The sequence below is a fragment of the Trinickia dabaoshanensis genome, from assembly GCF_002879885.1.
Taxonomy (GTDB): Bacteria; Pseudomonadota; Gammaproteobacteria; order Burkholderiales; family Burkholderiaceae; genus Trinickia; species Trinickia dabaoshanensis.
The window spans coordinates 56,639-78,588 of sequence record NZ_PNYA01000031.1; the positions used below are offsets into that span (position 1 = coordinate 56,639).

At 62.8% G+C, this 21,950-nt stretch carries 19 protein-coding genes; 13 read left to right on the forward strand and 6 right to left on the reverse strand.

What is annotated here, in order from left to right:
* Nucleotides 1-147: 147 nt before the first annotated feature.
* Nucleotides 148-1,104, reverse strand: coding sequence for a helix-turn-helix domain-containing protein (locus tag C0Z18_RS27005; protein ID WP_102648504.1), 957 nt, complete (start codon nt 1,102-1,104; stop codon nt 148-150).
* Nucleotides 1,105-1,440: 336 nt separating this feature from the next.
* Complete coding sequence (locus tag C0Z18_RS27010) at nt 1,441-2,196, reverse strand: IclR family transcriptional regulator (protein WP_102648505.1); 756 nt, start codon at nt 2,194-2,196, stop codon at nt 1,441-1,443.
* A 349-nt stretch (nt 2,197-2,545) separates the two neighbouring features.
* On the opposite strand from C0Z18_RS27010, the gene C0Z18_RS27015 reads away from it, so the two are divergent.
* The 10 genes from C0Z18_RS27015 to C0Z18_RS27060 are packed head-to-tail and all read left to right on the forward strand — an operon-like array spanning nt 2,546 to nt 12,974.
* The gene (locus tag C0Z18_RS27015; RefSeq protein WP_102648506.1) at nt 2,546-4,144 is read left to right on the forward strand and encodes an acetolactate synthase large subunit; all 1,599 of its coding nucleotides are present in this window, start codon (nt 2,546-2,548) and stop codon (nt 4,142-4,144) included.
* Between the two features lie 24 nt (nt 4,145-4,168).
* On the forward strand, nt 4,169-5,683 hold the full coding sequence (locus C0Z18_RS27020; RefSeq protein WP_269845335.1) for an aldehyde dehydrogenase family protein: 1,515 nt from the start codon (nt 4,169-4,171) through the stop codon (nt 5,681-5,683).
* Nucleotides 5,684-5,697: 14 nt separating this feature from the next.
* Nucleotides 5,698-6,501, forward strand: coding sequence for an SDR family NAD(P)-dependent oxidoreductase (locus tag C0Z18_RS27025; RefSeq protein WP_102648508.1), 804 nt, complete (start codon nt 5,698-5,700; stop codon nt 6,499-6,501).
* Nucleotides 6,502-6,514: 13 nt separating this feature from the next.
* Nucleotides 6,515-7,531 carry a WD40/YVTN/BNR-like repeat-containing protein gene (locus tag C0Z18_RS27030; protein WP_102648509.1) on the forward strand — a complete coding sequence of 339 codons (1,017 nt, stop codon included), beginning with the start codon at nt 6,515-6,517 and terminating at the stop codon, nt 7,529-7,531.
* Nucleotides 7,532-7,539: 8 nt separating this feature from the next.
* Nucleotides 7,540-7,998, forward strand: a complete 459-nt coding sequence (locus C0Z18_RS27035) for a VOC family protein (protein ID WP_102648510.1) — start codon at nt 7,540-7,542, stop codon at nt 7,996-7,998.
* Nucleotides 7,999-8,011: 13 nt separating this feature from the next.
* Nucleotides 8,012-8,617, forward strand: a complete 606-nt coding sequence (locus C0Z18_RS27040) for an amino acid synthesis family protein (RefSeq protein WP_102648511.1) — start codon at nt 8,012-8,014, stop codon at nt 8,615-8,617.
* Nucleotides 8,618-8,642: 25 nt separating this feature from the next.
* Nucleotides 8,643-9,518: an alpha/beta fold hydrolase gene (locus C0Z18_RS27045; protein WP_102648512.1), complete on the forward strand. Its 876-nt coding sequence runs from the start codon at nt 8,643-8,645 to the stop codon at nt 9,516-9,518.
* A gap of 11 nt (nt 9,519-9,529) precedes the next feature.
* The gene (locus tag C0Z18_RS27050; RefSeq protein ID WP_102648513.1) at nt 9,530-11,182 is read left to right on the forward strand and encodes a bifunctional 3-(3-hydroxy-phenyl)propionate/3-hydroxycinnamic acid hydroxylase; all 1,653 of its coding nucleotides are present in this window, start codon (nt 9,530-9,532) and stop codon (nt 11,180-11,182) included.
* Entirely contained in the window at nt 11,179-11,496 is a 318-nt protein-coding gene (locus tag C0Z18_RS27055; RefSeq protein ID WP_102648514.1) for an NIPSNAP family protein, read from the forward strand. The genes C0Z18_RS27050 and C0Z18_RS27055 overlap by 4 nt, the downstream gene beginning before the upstream one ends.
* 17 nt (nt 11,497-11,513) lie before the next feature.
* Nucleotides 11,514-12,974 carry an NAD-dependent succinate-semialdehyde dehydrogenase gene (locus C0Z18_RS27060; RefSeq protein WP_102648531.1) on the forward strand — a complete coding sequence of 487 codons (1,461 nt, stop codon included), beginning with the start codon at nt 11,514-11,516 and terminating at the stop codon, nt 12,972-12,974.
* A gap of 345 nt (nt 12,975-13,319) precedes the next feature.
* On the opposite strand, the gene C0Z18_RS27070 is transcribed toward C0Z18_RS27060, so the two are convergent.
* The 3 genes from C0Z18_RS27070 to C0Z18_RS27080 are packed head-to-tail and all read right to left on the reverse strand — an operon-like array spanning nt 13,320 to nt 16,323.
* On the reverse strand, nt 13,320-13,661 hold the full coding sequence (locus C0Z18_RS27070) for an AtuA-related protein (protein ID WP_102648516.1): 342 nt from the start codon (nt 13,659-13,661) through the stop codon (nt 13,320-13,322).
* On the reverse strand, nt 13,648-15,006 hold the full coding sequence (locus C0Z18_RS27075) for an acyclic terpene utilization AtuA family protein (RefSeq protein ID WP_102648532.1): 1,359 nt from the start codon (nt 15,004-15,006) through the stop codon (nt 13,648-13,650). Before C0Z18_RS27075 ends, C0Z18_RS27070 begins: the two co-directional genes overlap by 14 nt.
* A gap of 12 nt (nt 15,007-15,018) precedes the next feature.
* Nucleotides 15,019-16,323 carry a CitMHS family transporter gene (locus C0Z18_RS27080; protein ID WP_102648517.1) on the reverse strand — a complete coding sequence of 435 codons (1,305 nt, stop codon included), beginning with the start codon at nt 16,321-16,323 and terminating at the stop codon, nt 15,019-15,021.
* A gap of 100 nt (nt 16,324-16,423) precedes the next feature.
* Here C0Z18_RS27080 and C0Z18_RS27085 point away from each other — a divergent pair, with 100 nt between their 5' ends.
* Nucleotides 16,424-17,314 carry a LysR family transcriptional regulator gene (locus C0Z18_RS27085; protein WP_102648518.1) on the forward strand — a complete coding sequence of 297 codons (891 nt, stop codon included), beginning with the start codon at nt 16,424-16,426 and terminating at the stop codon, nt 17,312-17,314.
* Between the two features lie 133 nt (nt 17,315-17,447).
* Entirely contained in the window at nt 17,448-17,906 is a 459-nt protein-coding gene (locus C0Z18_RS27090) for an MEKHLA domain-containing protein (RefSeq protein WP_102648533.1), read from the forward strand.
* A 12-nt stretch (nt 17,907-17,918) separates the two neighbouring features.
* On the opposite strand, the gene C0Z18_RS27095 is transcribed toward C0Z18_RS27090, so the two are convergent.
* Entirely contained in the window at nt 17,919-19,109 is a 1,191-nt protein-coding gene (locus C0Z18_RS27095; protein WP_158244304.1) for a cellulase family glycosylhydrolase, read from the reverse strand.
* Nucleotides 19,110-19,628: 519 nt separating this feature from the next.
* On the opposite strand from C0Z18_RS27095, the gene C0Z18_RS27100 reads away from it, so the two are divergent.
* Nucleotides 19,629-21,905: a dockerin gene (locus C0Z18_RS27100; RefSeq protein WP_233217513.1), complete on the forward strand. Its 2,277-nt coding sequence runs from the start codon at nt 19,629-19,631 to the stop codon at nt 21,903-21,905.
* Nucleotides 21,906-21,950 lie beyond the last annotated feature (45 nt).

Below are 21,950 nucleotides of genomic sequence, written 5' to 3' on the forward strand. Positions count from 1 at the left end.
GAAATCGGATCGCGCTCGAGTCTCGGCGATCGCGGCGGGACTACTGTACGGCGGCCAAATTCCGGATGTTGTCCGCTATCGGCAATCCGTGCCTACGTCCGAGTTAGGGCTTACCCGACAGCGGCTCGCACGACGAGCCGCCGCTTGTCATGCGCGCGGAGTTTGCGACGGCAGTTCGTGGAAGTGTTGCTGGTAGTAGGAGGAAAAGCGTCCGAAATGGCAGAAGCCGAACTGCGCGGCGACGTCGCCGATACGCACGCTGGGCGGCGTGGTCATCAAGAATCGGCGGACGGCATTCAATCGGATCGATCGGAGATAGGCGGTAGGCGTCGTGCCCGCGACGTTCTGGAAACTGTACTGCAGCGTTCTGCGGCTGATCTTCAAGCGATGGCAGAGGTCTAGGACGGTCAACACATCGTCGTCGCTGTCGAGCGCGATCTCTTGGCTCTTACGAACAATGTAGCTCTGGGTCGACATATGCGGCAGCGTCGGGCTTCCCTCGTCATCCGATTGAACGAGACTCAACACGATCCCAATCACGCTGTGAGCGAGCAACTTCTCGTCGAATGCCTCGCGGTTGACGAGCGATTCGTCATCCAAAGCCATGTGGAGCACATCTTGAAGATCGTGGACGGCCGCTCGATAGCGCGGCGGCGAGACCGGGAGCACCGGTTGCGCGAGGATGCGTTCGGGCAACTGGGAAAGCGCCGCGTGCTCGGGGTCGTCGGTGACCGCTCGGTCGATCGTAAACGCGATGACGTCGGTATCGCAAGGCAAATGGACCACGAACTCCTCGCCGCCGCGCAGCGTCAACAGGCTGGGCAAACTGACGGCGCGGCCCTGCACGAAGGGCGCGACGGCATGAACGACCGGCAGGGCGAAGCACAGTTGATTGTGCGGCGCGCGGCCCTCCTGCAGGACGCGTTGGTTCAATTGCTCGTGAAAGACGTGAAAGTGCCGGCCCGAGATTTGACGCAGCGTCGTGCTCGCCGATCCGGGGCTGATCTGCTCGTAACGCTGCGTCCAATTCGCGATCGCTTGCGAGTGAAGGTACACATCGGAAAAACGCCGCGTTTCGGCCCGTAACGCCGAGGTCGATTTCACTGTCGGCTCTCGAAGTCGAGCGTACGAGGAATGGGCAGCGCCGATCGTCGAGCCCACGGGCTCGCGCCGGACCAGGCGATTCGGCGGAACGTCCGGTTATGGCTCATGGCATCTGACCTTGAACATCCCAGGCATTCGTCGGAAGAAATGACGTCTACGAATACCGCATTTGGGGATTTGTGAGTTTAGCGGCGCAAATAAATGCGGCACATGGGAACACTAATCCCGAAAAAAGGGATGGTCAATATCTTGTCGATAGGTGTTTTCATCAAGCGCCCGCTGCGCCCGCCACGCCCGGCAGCTAGCGGATGTCGTCTCGCTCGATGGATGCGGCCCTCAGCGCGCCGCGGGTGCCCCTGGATAAGCCTTGCGGCCGACCGCCCGCGCCGCTCCCGCGAGCGCGCTGCCCAGCGCCGACTCATTGAAGAGGGCATAGTGCTCGCGCCGAAAAACCAGCGTCATGCTCGACGTGGCTTCGCCGCTGTCGCCCGAAGGGATGGGCGCGGAGATGCCGACGTGTCCCTTATGCAGCTCTTCGTGCGAGACCCAATAGCCCTGTTGGATGATTTGCTGGCAGTACCGCCAGAGGGTAGGCCAATCTTCCGTGAGGGCAGGGTCTTCAGCCAGCATGTGTCGCTCGAATAGGCGCTTGAGCCGCGCTCGGCTCATCGTGGCGATGATGACCTTCGACGAGGCGCCCCGCATGAGCGGCATCACCTGGCCCCGGCCGAACCCGAGATTGAGCCGCTCCGGGCCGCTCTCATGGTGGATGTTGATGATCTGCTCGTCATACATCGTCGAGATGAGCCCTTCGCCCCCGGTGCTCCTCACGAGCTTCTTCAGCTCAGGGATGCCCGCCTGCAGGAGTGGGTCCGATTCCCGCATTTTGCGATCGAGGTTGATGATCCGCGCGCCCAGCGAGTAGACGCCGTTCGCGTTGTTCAGCAATCCCGCTTCGGTGAGTTCCTTGACGTACCGGTAGCACGTGGTGCGGGTGAAGCCCATGCGCTCGGCGATGGATTCCGCCGTCATCGACATAGCAGTCGAAGAGAAGAGATCAAGGATCGACAACATGCGGGTGAGGCTCGACATAGCGTTTCTATCTCTATCGTTATCGCTGGTATCTGCGGTGGGGATACGGCCGGGTAGGCGCCGACTCGAATGATGCCTCGTTACTTGCGTTGAGCAAAGTCCCGCCATTGGGGACGCCTGCGCCGAGCCTCCCGGAAAGCCTGATCCACGCGGCCGCGCGCCCCCCGGCGGCGTCTCCCGTTGCATCTTCGATGTAGGTGTAAATCCCGAAATCGGAGATTTATCGGCCGATGCTGGACGAAAATATGTCGATCGGTGGATTTGACAATCTCGAAATGCGGGACTAGCATGACTTCCCATCGATCGCGGCTCGGATCTGCTGCGTCGCCTCTCCCTCAGGACAAGCCGATTGGAAACTACCTATTCCCCCGCCCCGGAAACGAAGGGCGCCGAAGCTGCCACGAGCGGCGCCGAACGTCTGCTGCTGGCTGCGCGCGCCGCGGGCGCCGAGATTTGCTTTGCCAATCCCGGTACGACGGAAATGCCGCTCGTCGCCGCGCTCGATGTGGTGCCGGGAATCCGAGCCGTGCTGGGTTTGTTCGAAGGCGTTTGCACGGGGGCGGCCGACGGATATGGACGGATGACGGGCAAGCCGGCGCTCACGCTGCTGCATCTCGGCCCGGGGTTCGCGAACGGCATCGCCAACTTGCACAACGCAAGGCGCGCGCGCACGCCGATCGTCAACATCGTCGGCGATCACGCCAGCTGGCATCTGCCATACGACGCGCCGTTGACCTCCGACATTCACTCGCTGGCTCGCCCGGTGAGCGGTATGGTCAGGACGATCGAATCGACGGCGGATATCGAGGGCGATACGGTCGAAGCATTTCAAGCTGCGTTGAAGGCGCCGGGCAGCATTTCGACGCTCGTGTTTCCCGTCGATCATCAGCAACATCCGGCTCCGTCGAGCGCCAGTGCGCCCGGGTTGATTGCCTCCCCGCGCAGATTCGACGAATCGCGCGTCGAGGCCGTCGCGCAAATGCTGCGCTCCGGCAAGCGCGTCGTGTTCCTGCTGGGCGGTGGTGCGCTGTCCGAACGCGGGCAGCGTGCCGCCGGTCGAATCGGCGAGAACCCCGCCGTGCGTTTCTTCAGCGAGACCTTTCCTGCTCGCACGGAGCGCGGCGGCGGGCTGCCCGATATCGATCGTCTGCCGTATTTTCCAGAGAAGGCGATCGAACAGCTCGAGGCTGCCGACGCGGTGGTGTTGGTGGAAACGATCGCTCCCGTGGCGTACTTCGGCTATGAGGGGTTGCCCAGCATGCTCGTCGACGAGCGACGATTGACGACGCTCGCCGATGTAACGGAATGCGGGGAGGGCGCGCTCGTGCGCCTTGCTCAAGTCGTCGGATCGAGCGGCCGCGAAACCGGCGTGTCGCCGTCGCGCTATGCGATCCCCGATTGCGCGCTCGATCCCGCGCTCGTCGGCAAGGTGCTCTCGAACGCGCTGCCCGATGAAGCGATCGTTTCGGTGGAGGGCGGGACCTGCGGCTATCCGTTCGTCACCGCATCGGCTTCGGCCGCGCGCCACACGATTCTCACCAACACGGGAGGCGCCATCGGACAAGGGCTGCCTGTCGCGCTGGGCGCCGCCATCGCGTGTCCGCAGCGCCGCGTGTTCGCGCTGCAATCGGACGGCAGTGCGCAGTACACGATCCAATCGTTGTGGACGATGGCGCGCGAGCGTCTACCCATCGTCATGCTGATCACGTCCAATCGCCGCTACGGAATTTTGCAGACGGAGCTGCGCCGAGCAGGCAGTGTGGCGTTCGGTCCCCAGGCCCGCGCACTGACGGAGCTCGACGATCCCGCATTCGACTGGCCCTCGCTGGCGGCGGGGTACGGCGTACCCGCCGTTCGCGCATCGACCACGCGCGAGCTCGAAGCTGCGCTCGACCAGGCGCTTGCTCACACGAGCGGCCCTTCCCTGATCGAAATGGTGCTCGCCTGAGCACCCCCTACCGGATTCAGACATATGTCTACCGACATGAGTAGTTGGCGCGATCTCATCGGCGAAGCGGCGCGTCGTTTTGCAACGCGCCCGCATCGGCTGTTCATCAATGGGGCTTGGTTCGACGCGGCCGAGGGGACGACCTTCGACACGTTGGATCCTGCGAGCGGAACGGTAATCACCAGCGTGGCCGACGCAGGGCCCGTCGATGTCGATGCCGCCGTGCGCGCGGCTCGCGCGGCGCTCGAATCGAACGCTTGGCGCAAGATGACCCCGATCGATCGAGGGCGCTTGCTGAACCGCTTGGCCGATCTCATCGAGGCCAACGCGCAGGAATTGGCTGAGCTCGAATCGCTCGATAACGGCAAGCCGCTGACGGCCGCCCTAAACGGCGACGTGGCGGGCGCCGCGAAAATGTTTCGTTACTTCGCGGGTTGGCCTAGCAAGCTCGAAGGCGCGACGATTCCCGTATCGCCGAGCGCAGGGCGGACTTTCTTGAACTACACACGCAGCGAACCCGTGGGTGTGTGCGGGCTGATCGTTCCGTGGAATTTCCCTCTTTCGATGGCCGCGTGGAAGCTGGCGCCGGCGCTCGCGGCCGGCTGCGGCTGCATTTTGAAGCCCGCCGAGCAGACGCCGCTCACCGCGTTGCGATTGGCCGAACTCATCGACGAGGCAGGTTTTCCGGCCGGCATCGTGAACGTCCTGACAGGACGAGGCGCGAGCGCGGGCGCCGCGCTCGTCGCCCACCCCGGCGTGGACAAGATCGCGTTCACGGGCTCGACGCAGGTCGGCAAAAGCATTGCGCGCCAATGTGCGGATTCGCTCAAGCGCGTCACGCTCGAACTGGGCGGGAAATCGCCCAACATCATCTTGCCCGATGCCGATCCCGCCGAAGTGGCGGAAGCCGCGGCCACCGCGATCTTCTACAACCAAGGTCAGGTCTGCACGGCGGGCTCCCGGCTCTATATCCATCGAAAGCACTTCGATCGCGTCGTTGCCGATGTCGCATCGAAGGCCCAATCGATTCGGATCGGTCCAGGGCTTGCAGCCGGCACGCAGATGGGGCCGCTTGTCTCGTCGCTTCAGCATCAGCGCGTGAGCGACTACGTGGACATCGGGCGCAACGAGGGCGGCACGACGGTCACCGGTGGCGGCCGTCCGCACGACCGACCGGAGGGCTACTTCTTCGAACCGACGGTGTTTGTCGATACCCGAGACAGCGCTCGCATCGTCAAAGAGGAAATCTTCGGCCCCGTGCTGACGGCGATGCCTTGGGACGATATCGACGACCTCGTGAACCGCGCGAACGATTCGCCGTTCGGTCTCGCGGCGGGCGTATGGACGCGCGACGTCAAGCAAGCGCACCGGATTGCAGCGCAACTGAAGGCCGGCACCGTCTGGGTGAATTGCTACAACGTGACGGACCCCGCGTCGCCTTTCGGCGGCTTCAAAGAGTCGGGATGGGGCCGCGAGCTGGGCCGCAAAGGCATCGAAAACTACCTCGAAACAAAGAGCGTTTGGATCAACGTCGATTGAAAACGGAGCGTGACATGGATTTGGAATTGCGAGGCCAGACGGCATTCATCACGGGGGGCAGCATGGGCATCGGCAAGGCCATTGCCGAGCAACTGGCCGGTGAAGGCGTGAATGTCGTGTTGGCTGCACGGCGCATGCACCACCTCGAAGAGGCCGCGGCCGAGATCCGCTCGCGCTTGCCGGCCGGTTCGGGAGAAATCGCTTGCGTGTCGGTCGACACCTCAAGCACTGCCTCGGTGGAGGCTGGCGTCGATCAGGCGGCGAAGCGCTTCGGTCGCATCGATATCTTGATCAACGGCGCGGCGCACCCGGGCGGCCTCGTCCGTTCCGAACTCGAAGATGCCGACGCGGACGGCCTCTTGAAAGACATCGATATCAAGGTCGTGGGCTACTTCCGCTGCGCGAAGGCGGTCGCGCCGATCATGAAGCGCCAGCGGTACGGACGCATCCTCAACATCGGCGGGCTGACGGGGCGCGGGAGCAAGCAGTTGTCGGGCATGCGCAACGTGGCGATCGTCCACATGACGAAGGTGCTGTCGGATCAGTTAGGCCCTTTCAATATCACCGTCAACACGATTCACCCGGGCGTCGTCGAAACACCGCACATCCATGAGCTCTACGAAAAGGAAGCCGCCAAGCAGGGACTGACGGCCGAGCAAGTCGAGCAGAACTACATCAAGGTCACGCCCATTCGCCGCGTGCTCCAGCCCGAGGAAATGGCTTGGATCGCCACGTTCATGGCCTCGCCTAGGGCCGCGGCGATCACGGGAGAGTCGATCGGCGCCGATGGCGGGATCTCGCGAGGCATTTTTCTGTAAAGAGGAGCAGCTAGTGAACAAAACCATTCTGGTCGCAACCGCCGGCCAGGGAATCCTGCGGAGCTCCGATAACGGGAAGTCGTGGAAACGGCTCGACCTGGATCAGGACATCGAATTCGACGGCGTGGTGCGCAGCCTGGCGGTGCATCCGGCCAACCCCTCCGTGGTGTTCGCCGGCGCCGATGTCGGCCTGTGCAAGAGCACGGATGGGGGCGTCAATTGGAAGCGTATCGATTCGATCCTGAACGGCCAGACGGTGTGGTCGATCTGTTTCGATCCGAGCAATCCCAACCATATGCTCTGCGGCACGGGCGCCCCCTCGCGCGCCGGCTTCTTTCGCTCCACCGACGGCGGCGAGAGCTGGACGAAGCTCCCGCCGGAAATTCCCGAGCGGTGCGCCGGCGTGAGCAAGCCTCGCGTGCTGACGTGCGCGATCGATCCGTCGAATTCGAAGCACTTATGGTTCGGCATCGAAGAGGGAGGATTGTTTCGCAGCCGGGACGCGGGCGAAACCTGGGAGCGGATCGACGGCGAGCGAGGCGGAGTGGCCAACTCCGATATCCATTGCGTCACCTTCATTCCCGGGCCGCCGCAAACCTTGCTCGTCGTCGTGGTGAATGCGATTTATGTCTCCAAGGACGACGGTAAAACCTGGAAGGGTTTCAACGCAAAACTCGAATGGACGCTGCGTTATGCGCGCACCGTGCGGGTCCGGCCAGGCACCAACGAAGCGTTCCTCGTGATCGGCGATTCCACGCCCGGTCATACGAGCAAGGTGCTCAAGTCGACGGATCTCGGCGAAACGTGGGCCGAAGTGCCTTTGATTCAATCGCCCAACTCGGCGTTTTGGGCCGTCGGCGTACACGAAGCGGATCCGCTTCTCATGTTCGCCGGCTCGAAATACGGCCACTTGTTCAGGACCGAGGATGGCGGGCAGACCTGGTTCAAGGAATGGCGCGAGTTCAGCGAAATCACCGATGTCGCGTGGACGCCGGTACTCACCGTAGATAACCCTCCTCAACATCATTGAGGCCTTACATGGAAAAACCCAACGTCAAACGCACGCACATTGCGCTTTACGTTCGCGATCCGATCGCATCCGGTAAGTGGTACGAAGAAGTGCTCGGCATGGAGGAAACGGCGCGTGGCGAAGAGTGGGTGTTTATGTCTTTCGGCAAGAAGCACCACGACATCGCGCTGATTCGCACCGACGAATCGAAACCGCCCATCAAGCGTGGCCTGCAGCACTATGGCCTTGAGATCGGCGATGACGTGACCTACTTGCGGCGCTTGTACGGAATGCTCCTGCGCAAGAACGTGGAGGTCGTGAAGACGACCGACCACAAGATCGGGTACGGGTTGTACTTCAACGATCCGGACGGCAATCGGCTCGAGTTTTTCTGCGACTTGGTATTCGACGATAGCGAGGGCAAGCGCCTTCTGCACGAGTATCACGCGCCTAGCGATCCGATCGATCTGAAACCTTTATTCGACTAACCGGTATCCCGACATGAAAACGTCTCCCAATTTCGAAAGCTTCCAAGTTCGCAAGTGGTACACCCAAATCGAAGACACGCTCACCAACGAGAGCGGACTTCACGCAGACGGCGCTCCGCTGCGCAAAATCGTGATCGCTGCCGCGATTCTCAATCCTTTTGCGGGCCGCAGCGTGCATGACCTGAGCGAAGTCGTGAATGCGTCGCCCGCGCTGGGCCATGAATTCGCCCGCCGCATTCGGCAGTTGCTCGGCAATGACAAGGTCGAGAGCTACGGTAAAGCCTGCGTCGTCGGCGCGGACGGAGAATACGAGCACGGGAACGCATTCCTCACGAGCGTGTTCGCCGATCCGGTGCGCGATGCGGTGGGCGGCGGCAAGGCGTGGGTGCCGTCTACAGGCAAGCGCGGCGGCGTCAATACGACGATCGACATCCCGTTGGCGCATAAGGATGCGTTGTACGTGCGCTCGCACTATGACACCGTCTCTGCCCTGTTCGCCGACGCACCGAACCGGGACGAAGTCGTCATCGCGTTCGCATTCGCTTCGCGCGGCCGGCTGCATGCCCGGCTCGGCGGCATCAAGGCTTCCGAGATCAAAGGCCAGGACGGCTTGCATTGACAGCCTGCGAGAGGGGTGACGCGCGATGAGCGAGTGGCAACCGAGAACGGGCGAATTTCGCAGCGGGGCATTGACGCTGCGATATGTCGAATGGGGTCCGCAGGACGGGCCTCCCCTGATTCTGCTGCATGGCCTGCGAAGCTATGCCATGACCTGGGAGCCGACGGCCAGGTTCCTTTCCGGCGAGTGGCGGCTGATCGCGCTCGATCAGCGTGGACGTGGCGACAGCGATTGGGATCCGGCACGCAACTACTACACCCAGGCTTACGTCGACGACTTGGAAGCGATGGTGACCCACCTCGGTATCGATACGTTCGTATTGGTGGGCCACTCTCTGGGCGGCACGAATGCATTGGCTTATGCGGCGCGCCATCCGGAGAATGTGAGCGCGCTCGTCATAGAGGACATTGGCCCGGGCTCCTCGAGTTCGACCGACGGCGCGAAACGTATCGTGCATGAAATCGAGTCCACGCCTTTGCGGTTCGACGATTGGGATGCCGCTCGGCGGTTCTGGCGGGGCAAGCGGCCGAATATTTCCGAGCAAGCTTTGAACTCGCGGCTCGAATTCACGCTGAAGCAGAGCGACGATGGGGCCGTGGTCTGGAAGTACGACGCCGAGGGGATCGGCCGCGCGCGCATCGAGCTCGCGAAGCGGCCTGAATTGGGCGTTGACCTGTGGCCTATCGTGGACGGTATCGCCTGCCCAACGCTCGTCGTTCGCGGAGAGTACTCGGACTTCCTATCTAGCGATACCGCACAGGAGATGTGCCGGCGCAATACGCACATCACGTGGTGTGAAGTCGCCAATGCGGGGCATTACGTGCATGACGACAACGCCGTCGGCTTCCTGCTCGCCCTCGGCGATTTTCTGGGAAAGCTAAAAGCCGGGCAGGCCGTGTGAGTTCAGACATCATGGAAAAGATATGTACCAGCGTGGCGATCGTCGGCGCCGGGCCGGTGGGATGCACGATTGCCAACCTGCTGGGCGTGTACGGCATCGACGCCATTCTGATCGACCGCAGCGAAGACATCCTGCCATATCCGCGCGCGGTGGGCATGGATGACGAAGCGTTGCGCGTCTTTCAGACGGCCGGCGTCGCCGACGCCTTGCTCGACGACATCATCCAAAACGTTTCATTGAGGATGTTTACGGCGAAAGGCGGGCTCTTTGCCGACATTCGCCCCGCTACCCGTGAGTTCGGCTGGTATCGACGCAACATCTTCATGCAGCAGCTCGCGGAGGCGACGCTGCGGGAGCATTTGGCTAATTTCCCGCACGTCCGGATGCGGCTCGGCGCCGAAGTCACATCGCTTCGCCAGGGAGCGAAAAGCGTGACGCTGACGGTAACCGACCGCGACGGCGTCGTGCGCGAGATCGAAGCGCAATACTGCGTCGCCGCGGATGGCGGCCGCAGCACGCTGCGGGACCTCGTCGGCGTGACGCTGGTGGGCAACACACACCCGATGAAATGGCTCGTCGTGGACGTGCGCAATGCCGAGTTGGACGCGCCCTACACCGCGCTGCACTGCGACCCACGACGGCCGAACGTATGCATTCATTTGCCCTTCGGTTACCGGCGTTGGGAATTCATGGTGTTTCCGCATGAAGATGCGGACCGCTTGGTCGAAGAATCGTCCGTCAAATCCTTGCTTGCGCCGTACGTCGACGATGCGGATCGTCTGGATGTGGTGCGGGCGCGCATCTATACGCATCACTCGCGCGTGGCGAATCGGTTCGTCGTGGGTCGAACGGTGTTTGCCGGCGATGCGGCGCACCTAAGCCCGCCCTGGATCGGGCAGGGATTGAACATCGGTTTGCGGGATGCTGGCAACCTCGCCTGGAAGCTCGCTGCCGTGGTGAAGGGGCAGATGGATTCGTCGATATTGCTCAGCTACGAAGTGGAAAGGCGCAACCACGCGAAGGCAATGATCGATCTTGCTGATACCTTCGGCCGAATCCTGATGCCGACGAACCCCGCTATCGCGTTGCTTCGCGACGCGTTTTTCAAATCGTTCGGCTCGCTTCGAGCTGTGCGCGACTATGTGCTGCAGATGAAGTTCAAGCCGATGCCTCGTTATGACGGCGGCCTCGTCGTCGAACCGTCGGGCGAGGCGGCCCACACGGCCAATGTGGCCGCTACGGCGATCGGCCGTATGTTCATCCAGCCGGACGTCGAAATCGGGTGGCGCAAAAAGCTGAAATTGGACGACGTGCTCGGGCCATGGTTCGCGATCGTCGGCTGGCGCACCGATCCCTATGAAGCGCTCGATGAAGACGGGCGAGCGTTCTGGCGTTCGATGAATGCGACTTTCGTTCGCGTCGAGCGCTCGCGCAGCGGCGTTTCGCGAAACGAGCGGCTCGCCGGGACGGAGCGGACGATTTGCGTCGAGGATCTCGAAAACGCGCTGGAACCTTGGTTTCAGCAACAAGGACACACCATCGCCGTCATTCGTCCCGATCGGTACGTGGCCGCGCTTGCGGACGGCGTCTCGTTTGCGCAAGTCACGCGCGCGTTTGCGGCGAAGGTGGGTTCGACACGCGATGAATTGGAGGCGGTGCTGTGATACTCGAAGAACGAAGGTACACCGTGGTACCCGGTGGCGTGCCGCAATACATCGCGCACTATCAGTCGATGGGGCGCGAATCGCAGGAGAAACACCTGGGCCCCATGGTCGGTTGCTTCCAATCGGAAGTGGGCGAATTGAATCAACTCGTTTTCCTATGGCGCTACGAGAGCATGGCTGATCGCGAGGTGCGCCGCAAAGCGCTGATGGCCGATGCGCAATTCACGGAGTTTAGACAGCGCGTGCGGGGCCTGCTGGTGCAGCAAAGGAACTGCATTCTCAAAGCGGTTGCGTTTCCGGAGGGCAAGCAGTGAGCGAGACGAATAGAAAAATCGAGCGGGTGTCGCTGAACGATCCCGCTTTGCTGCGCAGTGGAGCCTTCATCGGTGGGCAATGGCGGGCGCCCGACGCGGGCGGCCTCATCACGGTGACAAATCCGGCCACCGGCGGGATTGTTGGAACGGTGCCGCGGTTCGGCGCGGCGCAGACGCAAGAGGCGCTTGCGCTAGCGGCGGACGCGGCGCATGGCTGGCGCCGGACACCGGTCAAAGCGCGCGCAGGCGTGCTGCGCCGCTGGTGCGAACTCATGCTCGAGAACATCGATGACTTGGCCCGGATCATGACGGCCGAGCAGGGTAAACCGGTGGCCGAGGCGGTCGGCGAAGTCCGTTACGCAGCTGCCTATTTTGAGTGGTTCGCGGAGGAAGCGAAGCGCATCGACGGCAGCGTGATCGCGGGACCGTCGGCGGACAAGCGAATCCTCGTGACGCGCGAGCCGGTAGGCGTTTGCGCGGCGATCACGCCTTGGAATTTTCCGCTCGCGATGATTACACGAAAGGCGGGCCCGGCCCTGGCGGCGGGCTGCCCGATCGTGGTGAAGCCAGCATCGCAGACGCCGCTGTCCGCGCTGGCGCTCGCGGCGCTAGCCGAGCGCGCCGGCGTCCCGGCGGGAGTGTTCTCGGTGATCACGGGTTCGGCCGGTGAGGTCGGAACGACGCTCGCGACCAGCCCTCTTGTTAAGAAGCTCTCGTTTACGGGGTCGACCGAGGTAGGACGCACGCTGATGACGCAGGCCGGCTCGACGCTCAAGAAGGTGTCGATGGAGTTGGGCGGGAATGCGCCGTTCATCGTCTTCGACGATGCGGATATCGATGCGGCCGTGGAAGGCGCTATCGCGAGCAAGTTCCGAAACACCGGGCAGACGTGCGTTTGTACGAATCGCTTCTACGTTCAGGATGCAGTGTACGACCTATTCGCGCGCCGTCTTTGCGCGGCCGTGGAAAGGCTGAAGGTCGGCGACGGCACCGAGGAGGGCGTGACGCAGGGGCCGCTGATCGACGAATCTGCCGTCGATAAGGTGATCGAGCATATCGGCGACGCCTTGGAGAACGGCGCACGCCTACTGTGCGGCGGTAAGCGCCATGCACTCGGCGGGACCTTCTTCGAGCCGACGGTATTGGCGGATGCGACGAGCGCCATGAAGGTCGCGCGCGAGGAGACGTTCGGCCCCGTGGCGGCGCTATTCCGCTTTACATCGGAGAGCGAGGTGATCGAACTCGCCAACGATACCGAGTATGGGCTGGCCAGCTATGTTTACAGCCGCGATCTGGGCAGGGTATTCCGCATGTCGGAGGCGCTGGAATACGGCATGGTCGGCGTCAATACCGGCCTGATTTCCAACGAAATGGCGCCGTTCGGCGGAGTCAAGCAATCCGGCATGGGACGAGAAGGTTCGCGGTTCGGCATCGACGACTATACGACGCTGAAATATACGTGCATCGCTGGGCTGTGAGCGCGCGGGGATGACGGGCGCGTATCAGCGCGGACGGCTATCCCCCAGCCTATCGAGAAGCGCCATGGCGGCCGCGCCACCGCAGTACGCGGCTGACTTCGAAGCCGTCGTTGGCGATTGGCGCATGTCGTGCAGCAAGCGTAGCGATTTCGTTTCCACGCATGACGTCGAAAACGAAGAACGGGCACGCTACGCGAAGCGTCGGGTATGCGCTGGCGGCCCGGGCGGAGCCTTCCGCGCCTGCGGGAATGTGAACGCGTAGTCAACAAAGGCAAATACGGCACAAATTCTTGAGTGATCGCTTTGGGTGCGAGTGACGGACCGCAACGGTTCGGCCACGGCCGATTACGCCCTGCAGAACTCGACCATGAGCGGACGATAGGGCTCGCTCACATCTATGTCCAGAAGGGCCGAGCTCATCGATTTGCCATGGGCGTCGAGCGCGAGCGATCGGGTCACGCCTCCGCCGAGTGCCTGCCCGAGTACGAAGTTGAATGCCCCAAGAAGCGGAAGTTCGTAGCGCAGCACGTCGCCTTTAACCACATCGGCGAGATGCGCCTTCACGCGCTCGGGCGTCAATACTTCGCGCAAATGCGCGTAATGCGCCGCGTCAAAGCAGATCACGGAGACGTTGAGCGTATTTCCCTTGTCGCCGGTGCGTCCGTGAGCGAGTTCACGCAGTTTCATCGCTTGCCTCCACGATCTCGAAGACGGGTTTCACATGTTCGCGGGGCAGCAGGACGGACTGCACCGCGAGCACTTCGCGCGCCCCTTTGGTCACGCCGCCGCCGCCCGATGGTCCATTCGTATACAGCGTTTCCACTTCATTGCCGATGCGCACCGCTTCGTCCATGCTCGAAACGCGGCCCGCCACACGCAAGCGAACCTCGTACGGCGCTTCGTGGGATGCTGGGAGGCTATCGCCGTAAAGCGCGTTGACGCCGATCAGATCCGTGCGCAGTTCGCTGGTATCGACGCCCGTGATCGCCAGCCGCTCGCGCACGATATCGAGCGCGAGCCGCGCACGCGCCACCGCATTCGGTCCACCGTAGGAGATCTGCCCTTCGCCGATGTACCCGTCGACGTACCCGACCGATACCTTCAGCGTCCCGGTGCGCGGGGCACCGCGTCCGCCCGTCACGCGCACGCGGTCTTTCGCCTCCTGTGCGACACGGACCTGCGTGAAGTCCGCGACGACGTCGGGCTGGTAGTAACGCGCCGGATCGTGAATCTCGTAAAGCAGTTGTTCCTTGCAAGTCGCCTCGGTTACGCAACCGCCCGCGTGCGCGACCTTGCCGATGACGACATCGCCGCGCGCATCGACCTCGCCGATCGGAAAGCCAAGCCGCGCGAGGTCGGGCACGTCCTTGCAGCCGGGGTCGGCGAAATAGCCGCCCGTCACCTGACCTGCGCATTCGAGCAGATGGCCGACGACGGTGGCCTGACCGAGCATGTTCCAGTCGTCCATGCGCCAGCCGAACTCGTGAACGAGCGGCGCCGTAAACAAAGATGGGTCCGCGACGCGCCCGGTCAGTACGATATCCGCGCCAGCCGCCAGCGCCGCAACGATCGGCGCGGCGCCGAGGTACGCATTGGCCGACACGATACGGTCGGCATATGCGCTAACGTCGTCCCCCGACTCCTCGAAACGCAGGGACGAGCCGAGAACGACGTCGAGCACATCGTCGCCCATGACGGCTGCGATCTTCAGCTTCTGCAGACCCAGTTCGCGGGCGATCTGCGCCGTTTTTTGCGCGGCGGAAAGCGGATTGGCCGCCCCCATGTTCGACAGCACGCGCACGCGATGGCGAGCGGTGACCGGCAGCACGGCCCGCATCCGTGCGTCGAGCAACGGGTCGTAGCCTGCCGACCGATCTCGCCGGCGCACCTGCTGCGCGATGGCGATAGTCCGTTCAGCGAGGCATTCGAAGACGAGGTAGTCGAGCGTGCCGTGCTCCGCCAACTCGACAGCCGGCTCTATGCGATCGCCCGAGTAACCTGCGCCCGCGCCGATCCTGATGATGTCCTTCATGATGCCCACCCCTTACAACGGAAACACGCCCAGCAGCACGCACGCGATCGTCATCACGATGGATGCGCCGAACAAAAGCGGGAACGTGAACTTCTGATGATCCGCGAGATCGATGCCGCACAGGCCGACAACGAGAAACGTCGCGGGCGTGAGCGGGCTCACGGGGAAGCCGGTCGTCATCTGCCCGAGCAGCGCGGCCTGTCCGACATGCACCGTGGGCACGCCCAATTGCGACGCGACCTCGGCAATCACCGGCAACACGCCGAAATAGAACGAATCGGGATCGAACAGCATGGAGAGCGGCATCGACAAAAGACCGAGCGCAACCGGAATGTGTCCGGCCATCGCGGGCGGCACGAAGCCGACGGCCGCCTGGGCCATCGCCTTTAGCATGCCGCTGCCTTGCATGATGCCGGTGAAGACGCCCGCGGCCAGCAGAATGCCCGCCATCAGCAGCGCGGCGCGCGAGTGCGCGTCGATGCGCTTTCGCTGCATATCGACATTCGGGTAATTCACCAAGAGTGCGATGCACAGGCCGACCATGAACACGATCGCCGGCGGAATCTTCTCGCCCATCGCGACCATCGTGCCGAGCAAGACGACGGTGAGGACGATGTTGAACCAGAAGTTCTTCGGGCGGCGCAGCGCTTTTTCCTCTGGCGTGAGTTTGCGCTCGGGTATCGGAACCGAGCCGGCTGGGGACGAATAGCCGAGACGTTTTTCTTCGCGCCGGCCGAGCGTCCACGCCATGCCGAAGACGAACACGAGACCGATGGCCTGCACCGGTATGAGGGGATCGAAGAGCGACGAAATCGGCAGATGCAGCGATGCCGACGCGCGGATCATCGGCCCTGTCCACGGCAGGAAATTGATGCCCGCCGCCATCGACACCGACGCAGCGAGCACGCGCTTGTCCATGTTCAGTCGTTCATAGAGCGGCAGCATGGCGGGAATCGTGACGAGGAAGCACACCGCGCCGGAGCCGTCGAGATGGATGAGCAGCGCGAGCAGCGTCGTGCCCATGACGATACGCGTCGGCTTCGTGCCGACCGCGCGCAGGATGCGGTCGATGATCGGATCAAGCGTGCCCGCATCGGTGATGGTGCCGAAGTAGAGGATCGCGAACACGAACATGCCGACAACGGGTGCGAGGCTTTTCAATCCGTCGAGGACAAACTTGCTGGTGTGCAAGCCGAAGCCGCCGACCAGACTCGCCGCGATCGGCACGATGATGAGGGCGACAAGCGGCGACATGCGCTTCGAGAGTATCGCCCCGAGCAGGACGACGATGGTAGCCAGGCCGAGCAAAGGCAGCATGAACGTGTCTCCGGATCTTGTTTTCTGATGAGGTGGAGAGTAAGTTCGGTCATTCGATTACGCAATTGAAATGGTTTGATTGCAGCTATCACTGTTCATAATGGATCTGAACCTTCGCGACATCCGTGCGCTCGTCGCCGTAGCCGAGGCGGGCAGCTTTACGCGAGCGGCCGAACGACTGCATCTGTCGCAGCCTGCGCTGACCGTGCAAATCCGGCGGCTGGAGGAGGTGGTCGGCGCGCGGCTTTTTGATCGCAACAGCAGGAACGTGGCGCTGACGCCGACCGGGCGCGAACTGTTGCCGCTCTTGCGCAAGTCGTTGCAGGACATGGAAAACGTACTGCGCGACGCGCGTGCACTGGGCGAAGGGCAAAGCGGCACGATCCGCATCGCATGTCTGCCGACATTCGCGGCAAGCGCGTTGCCCGAGCTCGTCATCGACATGAAGCGGGAGGTGCCGCGCGTGACATTTGAGGTTCGAGATGTCGTGGCCAGCACGGTCAATGCACTGGTGCGCAACGAGGAAGCGGACATCGGACTGACGGGCGGCGACGTGCTCGATCCGATGCTGGAAGTGCTGTGTACAGGTGCCGACCGGCTTGTCGCCGTGTGTCCGGGTGACCATTCGCTTGCGAGGAAACGCCGAGTCAGCTTGAGGGATCTCGCGCGGGCTTCTCTTGTGCTCACTGCGCCGGGAACGAGCGTGCGGGCGGTCGTCGATGCCGCCCTCAGCGAATCGCGGGAGCCGCTCGATATCGCGTGCGAACCGACTTACATGATGACCGCCGTGGCGATGGTGCGGGCCGGCCTCGGCGTGACGATCCTGCCGGAGACCGCGCGCGAGCTACGCGCCGAACCGGGGCTCGTCGCGAAGGAGATCGATCACCCCGCATTCCTGCGGTCGATCGCCATCGTGAAGAAAAGAGGTAGAACGCTGCCGGCAATCGCTGAGAGATTCGTGATGCTCATGCGTCGGGCCGTCGAGAAGTAGCATGATGCGGCGACTCACCTGCCAGTAAAGCATCTGCTACCGCTGGTCGCCACGAAATCATGAGCCCGCGCTCGCAGATGCTGTATCGTGAGCGCCTCCGCCGTCGCGCAGACTCCACGTCGAGATGTCTCAGATGATCCCGCTCCACCGCAATCTAGCCTTCTATCAGCTCCTTGTCGCCAGCCACGCCCAGCTTCTTGGTCGTCCTCTCGTGCCAGAGACCATGCCCGTGCTCGAGGCTGCCGAATGGCTTTATGAGCGTGCCCCGTTTGCGGTACTCGCACACAACACCGATCCCGACCCGCTCTTTATTTACGCCAACAAGGCCGCGCAGCGCCGCTTTGGATATAGCTGGGACGAAATCATCCGACTGCCGTCCAGACTCTCAGCCGAGGCCCCGAATCGCGAGGAGCGGCAGCAATTCCTTGAACGGGTACAGCGGCTCGGCTACGAGGCGGGCTACAAGGGCGTGCGTGTCACCAAGTCGGGCCAGCGCTTCATAATCGAGGAAGCTACACTGTGGCAGCTTCTCGACGAGGAGGGCAAACTACACGGCCAGGCTGTTGTCATCCCACGCACGCGCGACTTCTGATCGCGCATCGCCTCACAGCCCGTCGGCTTGCGTCAATACGCGCGAATAGTTCGCGGCGAAGTCGTGGTGAACCAGCGTGCCCGACCCATCCGTTTGGCTATTGCCCGAACTGATCGCGTCGTAATTCGTCAGGGTCCATCCGGGAATATCCTGCACGACGAACCTCGGCATGTCGAACGCGCCGGTGCATAGGGAGATTGAATGCGCTCGCAGGTAGTTGAGCAGATCGACGGCGACATCAAAGCTCGTCAAGTTGCCGAGTCCGAGCGACATGCCTGTCGGCGCCGACCACTCATCGGCCCATACAGGCACGCGTGAGCTGGCCTGTCCGAACTGCGTGTCCCACTGCGACTCGTTTGCAGAGCCATTTTGATAAGGATGTACGGCGTACACCAAGCGGTTCAACGGGTCCGCCACTGCCGGCAGGCCGTTCAACGTCTTCCCAAGCTGCAGGCCATCGAGGACGAACACGTTTTGGGCGCCATTGGCACGAAGATGGTTGATCAGCGGCTGCATGCCGATCGACGGCGTCGTCTCGTTAAGGGCCGTGCCGCCGTTGAGCCAAAGTTGCCAATTTGTCGAGGTGTCGGGCAGATTCGGCTCGTTGTAGAGTTCAAAAACCACCCCTCGGTCGGAGCCAAACTGGGCGGCCAGCAAATCCCAATCCGTCTGAGTTTCGGCCGTAGGCAATGGGTGAGGATGCGGATCGCCGCTAATCGCCTCGTCTTGCATCATGATCATCACGACGAAACCCGCCTGACGCGCAGTCTGAATCGCGCCGACCACCTGCGAGAGATACGTCGAATCGTACAGCGGCGAAACGGGATCGAGCGCCGGCTGGCCGATTTGAAAGCGAATGGTATCCGCGCCAAAAGCGCGAATCGCCGCCAGTTCGGACGCTCCGAAGTTTTGGCGTGCATTGAGCCTGGCGCTCTCGCTGGCGTCGGTTTGCAGTACGGCGAGCGGGCGCACGAATGCTTGCAGCGCCACTCCTTTTGAAAGCCACGGACTGCCATTGAGCGTCATCGACGTTGCGCTTACATCCACGATTTGTTGCGAGCCTGCGCCCGCGCCCGCACCACTAGCCCCTTGTCCCCCGCCGCCGCAACCGATGAGCCAGACGGAGCATGTTAAGGACAGCGCGAAAGCCAGTCGGCGAAGGGTGCGCGTCGTGGCGATACGGCTCGGTTCATTGCGTTCCAAACTGGAGTTCCTCCGTAAGCGTGAGTACGAGATCCCCATTCAGTAGCGCCGATGCGGCAAGCACCGCCGACCAAAACGCTAATTCGCTCGCGGCCGATCGTCCCATCGCATGGTTGCAGGACAGTCGTCGAGGCGAAGTGAACGGGGTCGCAAGTTTGATGCCCGATAATTTCGAGGGTGAAATTGTCGAGTACCTGGCGGCCGACAGCCTGCAACGCAGTTGCTGTACCGACATCAACTTGAACCAACCAGCCTCCACGATTTCCGCGGCGATTCACGCTTGCCGATGCGCGTCAAACGCAGGAAGTCGCTACCGAAGAAGAAGGGTTTCCTTACAAGCGTTTCGGCCTACCGCTCAATGATTTTTCGCAACCGGACAATTAAGATAGCCGCAATAGCGGGATATTTAGGACTACCAATCGATAGCCGTTGTCCTCCTGCCTAACGCGGTATGACCGAACAGGACACAAGATGAAGATGAGAAGTCGAATTCGCGGGATATGGGCAGCAGTCGCAGCGTTGCCCCTAGTAGCATGTAACGGCGGCGGCTCCTCCGGCACGACGGGCAGCGCGCAGCATGCTTCCGCGCAGACCGTTGCCGCTGCCGCTGCCGCGACGACCGCTCCGGCCACGAGCTGGACCAGCGTCAAGTGGGGCGGTGGGGGCTACGTCACCGGCCTGATCTACCACCCGACCAATACGAGCCTCCTATACGCGCGCACCGACGTCGGGGGTGCCTACCGCTGGGACGCGACAACGTCCTCGTGGATCCCGCTCACCGACGGTCCGGGTTTCGGCGCGACCGAGGGCCGATACCACGGAGTCGAAAGCCTGGCCCTCGACCCGACCAACGATCAGCTCGTCTACATGGTCACGGGCGACACCACGTACTGGGGTAGCAATGGCCGCATCTACATCTCGAGCGATCGCGGCGCCACATGGTCGTGGTACGCCCTGCCGTTCCCGGTGGGCGGCAACGATAACGGACGGGCCGTCGGCGAACGCCTGGCGGTCGACCCCAACAATCCGTCGATATTGTTCTACGCCTCGCGCACGGCGGGCCTGTGGAAGAGTTCGGACGCGGGCCATACCTGGAATCAAGTCACGGGGCTGTCGTCCGCCACGATGACCGGCACCCCGATCGGTGTCGAGCAGGTCGTCTTCGACACCTCGACCGTGGGGAACGGGCAGCCGACCTGGATCATGTGGGCGTCGATCGCGCCGGACTACGCCCAGGCGGCAGGCCTGACGTCGACGCTGTACCGATCGTTCAACGGCGGGGCGACATGGGCTCCGGTGCCGGTCCCCGCTGCCGTGTCCGGCTACTACATCCCGCACATCGTGCGCACTGCCGACGGCATGTTCTACACGGTGTTCAACAAGAACGCCGGGCAAGGCGCCGGCGGCCCGGGCTATCTCTATCAATTCGGCGCCAGCGACAACAATACGTGGACTTTGCTGAGCAGTAGTTCATACGGGGGCTATGGCGGCTTGTCCGTCTCCGGCCTCGGCTCGACGGCTCGCATTGCGCTGGGCGTGACCGGCACCTGGGGCGACAACCCCGGTTCGGTCACGCAGCTCTCCGACGACGGCGGCAATACCTGGCGCGAAATCGAAGCCAACATGACGCATACGGGCACGACCGGCAACAGCTATTCGGGCTGGAACGAAGACACCGTGATCGATCCGGCCAACCGTGACCACATCATGCACATCTACGGCGGCGGCATCTGGGAAACCACGGACGCCTCATCGGCCGCGCCGACCTGGGACCTCAAGGTGAACAATCTCGAGGAGACCGCGACCTTATCCGTCGTCGCGGCACCGGCCGGTGCGCCGTACAAGCTGATAAATAGTGCGGGCGACATCGGCACCTGGGTCATTACGGATCTCGCGACCAAGCCGACGATGGGACCGACCACCAATTGGAGCAGCGGCAACTCGGCCGATATGGCGTGGTCCGATCCGCGCTACATCGTCGGTGCGGGGGTGGCGAATTGGTCCGGTGCGGGCGGCTTCGGCTTCTGGTCGGGCGATGGTGGCAATACGTGGACCAACTTCACGAGCTTGCCTGCCGGCGCCCAAGCGAACACAGCGGCCACAGGGAACATCGTGGCGACATCGCGGAACAACGTGGTCTGGGCACCGGCCAACACGGTCCCGTCCTACACCACCGATAACGGCGCGAGCTGGACATCGACCGACCTGCCGGCGCTACCTGTCGTCGGCCAAGGCTGGCCGCGCGGCTATCGCTTGGCGGCGGACCGCCAGAATCCGAACAAGGTCTACGCCTACGATTCGGGCGGCGCAACGTGGGCTACGGCGGGCAAGTTCTATGTTTCGACCGATGGCGGTCATACGTTCGCGCTGAGCCAGGGTTCGGTCTCGGCGAACTTGGCTCCCAACGACTGGGGCCACACCTCGATGGTGGTCAACCCCAACGTCGAGGGCGACATCTGGCTGACCGACGGCAATGCCGTGTATCACTCGGTGAACTCGGGCGCGAGCTGGACGAAGCTCAGCGGCTTCGCGCCCGCCAACGGCGCGGAAGGTGCGAGCCAGATCACACTGGGCAAGCCGGCGAGCGGGGCCCCATACACGGCCGCAATTTACGTGGTGGGGACGATGAACGGCGTGTGGGGCGTATATCACTCCGACGACGGTGGTGCGAGCTGGTCGCGCTTCAACGATGACGCGCATCAGTTCGGCGGTATTCATCACATCGCGGCCGACTGGAACACCTACGGGCGAATCTATGTCAATGGCGAGGGCCGAGGGCTGATCTACAGCAATTGAGTCTAGTCGATAGACTTGCAAGCTGCCTTTGCCGACGTAAGCACC

What these genes read in the sequence shown, in the direction of transcription:
- C0Z18_RS27085 (WP_102648518.1), top strand. Translation starts at nt 16,424, where the DNA reads ATGGATCTGAACCTTCGCGACATCCGTGCGCTCGTCGCCGTAGCCGAG.
- C0Z18_RS27090 (WP_102648533.1), top strand. Translation starts at nt 17,448, where the DNA reads ATGATCCCGCTCCACCGCAATCTAGCCTTCTATCAGCTCCTTGTCGCC.
- C0Z18_RS27010 (WP_102648505.1), bottom strand. Translation starts at nt 2,196, where the DNA reads ATGTCGAGCCTCACCCGCATGTTGTCGATCCTTGATCTCTTCTCTTCG.
- C0Z18_RS27080 (WP_102648517.1), bottom strand. Translation starts at nt 16,323, where the DNA reads ATGCTGCCTTTGCTCGGCCTGGCTACCATCGTCGTCCTGCTCGGGGCG.
- C0Z18_RS27070 (WP_102648516.1), bottom strand. Translation starts at nt 13,661, where the DNA reads ATGAAACTGCGTGAACTCGCTCACGGACGCACCGGCGACAAGGGAAAT.
- C0Z18_RS27050 (WP_102648513.1), top strand. Translation starts at nt 9,530, where the DNA reads ATGGAAAAGATATGTACCAGCGTGGCGATCGTCGGCGCCGGGCCGGTG.
- C0Z18_RS27040 (WP_102648511.1), top strand. Translation starts at nt 8,012, where the DNA reads ATGAAAACGTCTCCCAATTTCGAAAGCTTCCAAGTTCGCAAGTGGTAC.
- C0Z18_RS27045 (WP_102648512.1), top strand. Translation starts at nt 8,643, where the DNA reads ATGAGCGAGTGGCAACCGAGAACGGGCGAATTTCGCAGCGGGGCATTG.
- C0Z18_RS27075 (WP_102648532.1), bottom strand. Translation starts at nt 15,006, where the DNA reads ATGAAGGACATCATCAGGATCGGCGCGGGCGCAGGTTACTCGGGCGAT.
- C0Z18_RS27025 (WP_102648508.1), top strand. Translation starts at nt 5,698, where the DNA reads ATGGATTTGGAATTGCGAGGCCAGACGGCATTCATCACGGGGGGCAGC.
- C0Z18_RS27035 (WP_102648510.1), top strand. Translation starts at nt 7,540, where the DNA reads ATGGAAAAACCCAACGTCAAACGCACGCACATTGCGCTTTACGTTCGC.
- C0Z18_RS27020 (WP_269845335.1), top strand. Translation starts at nt 4,169, where the DNA reads ATGTCTACCGACATGAGTAGTTGGCGCGATCTCATCGGCGAAGCGGCG.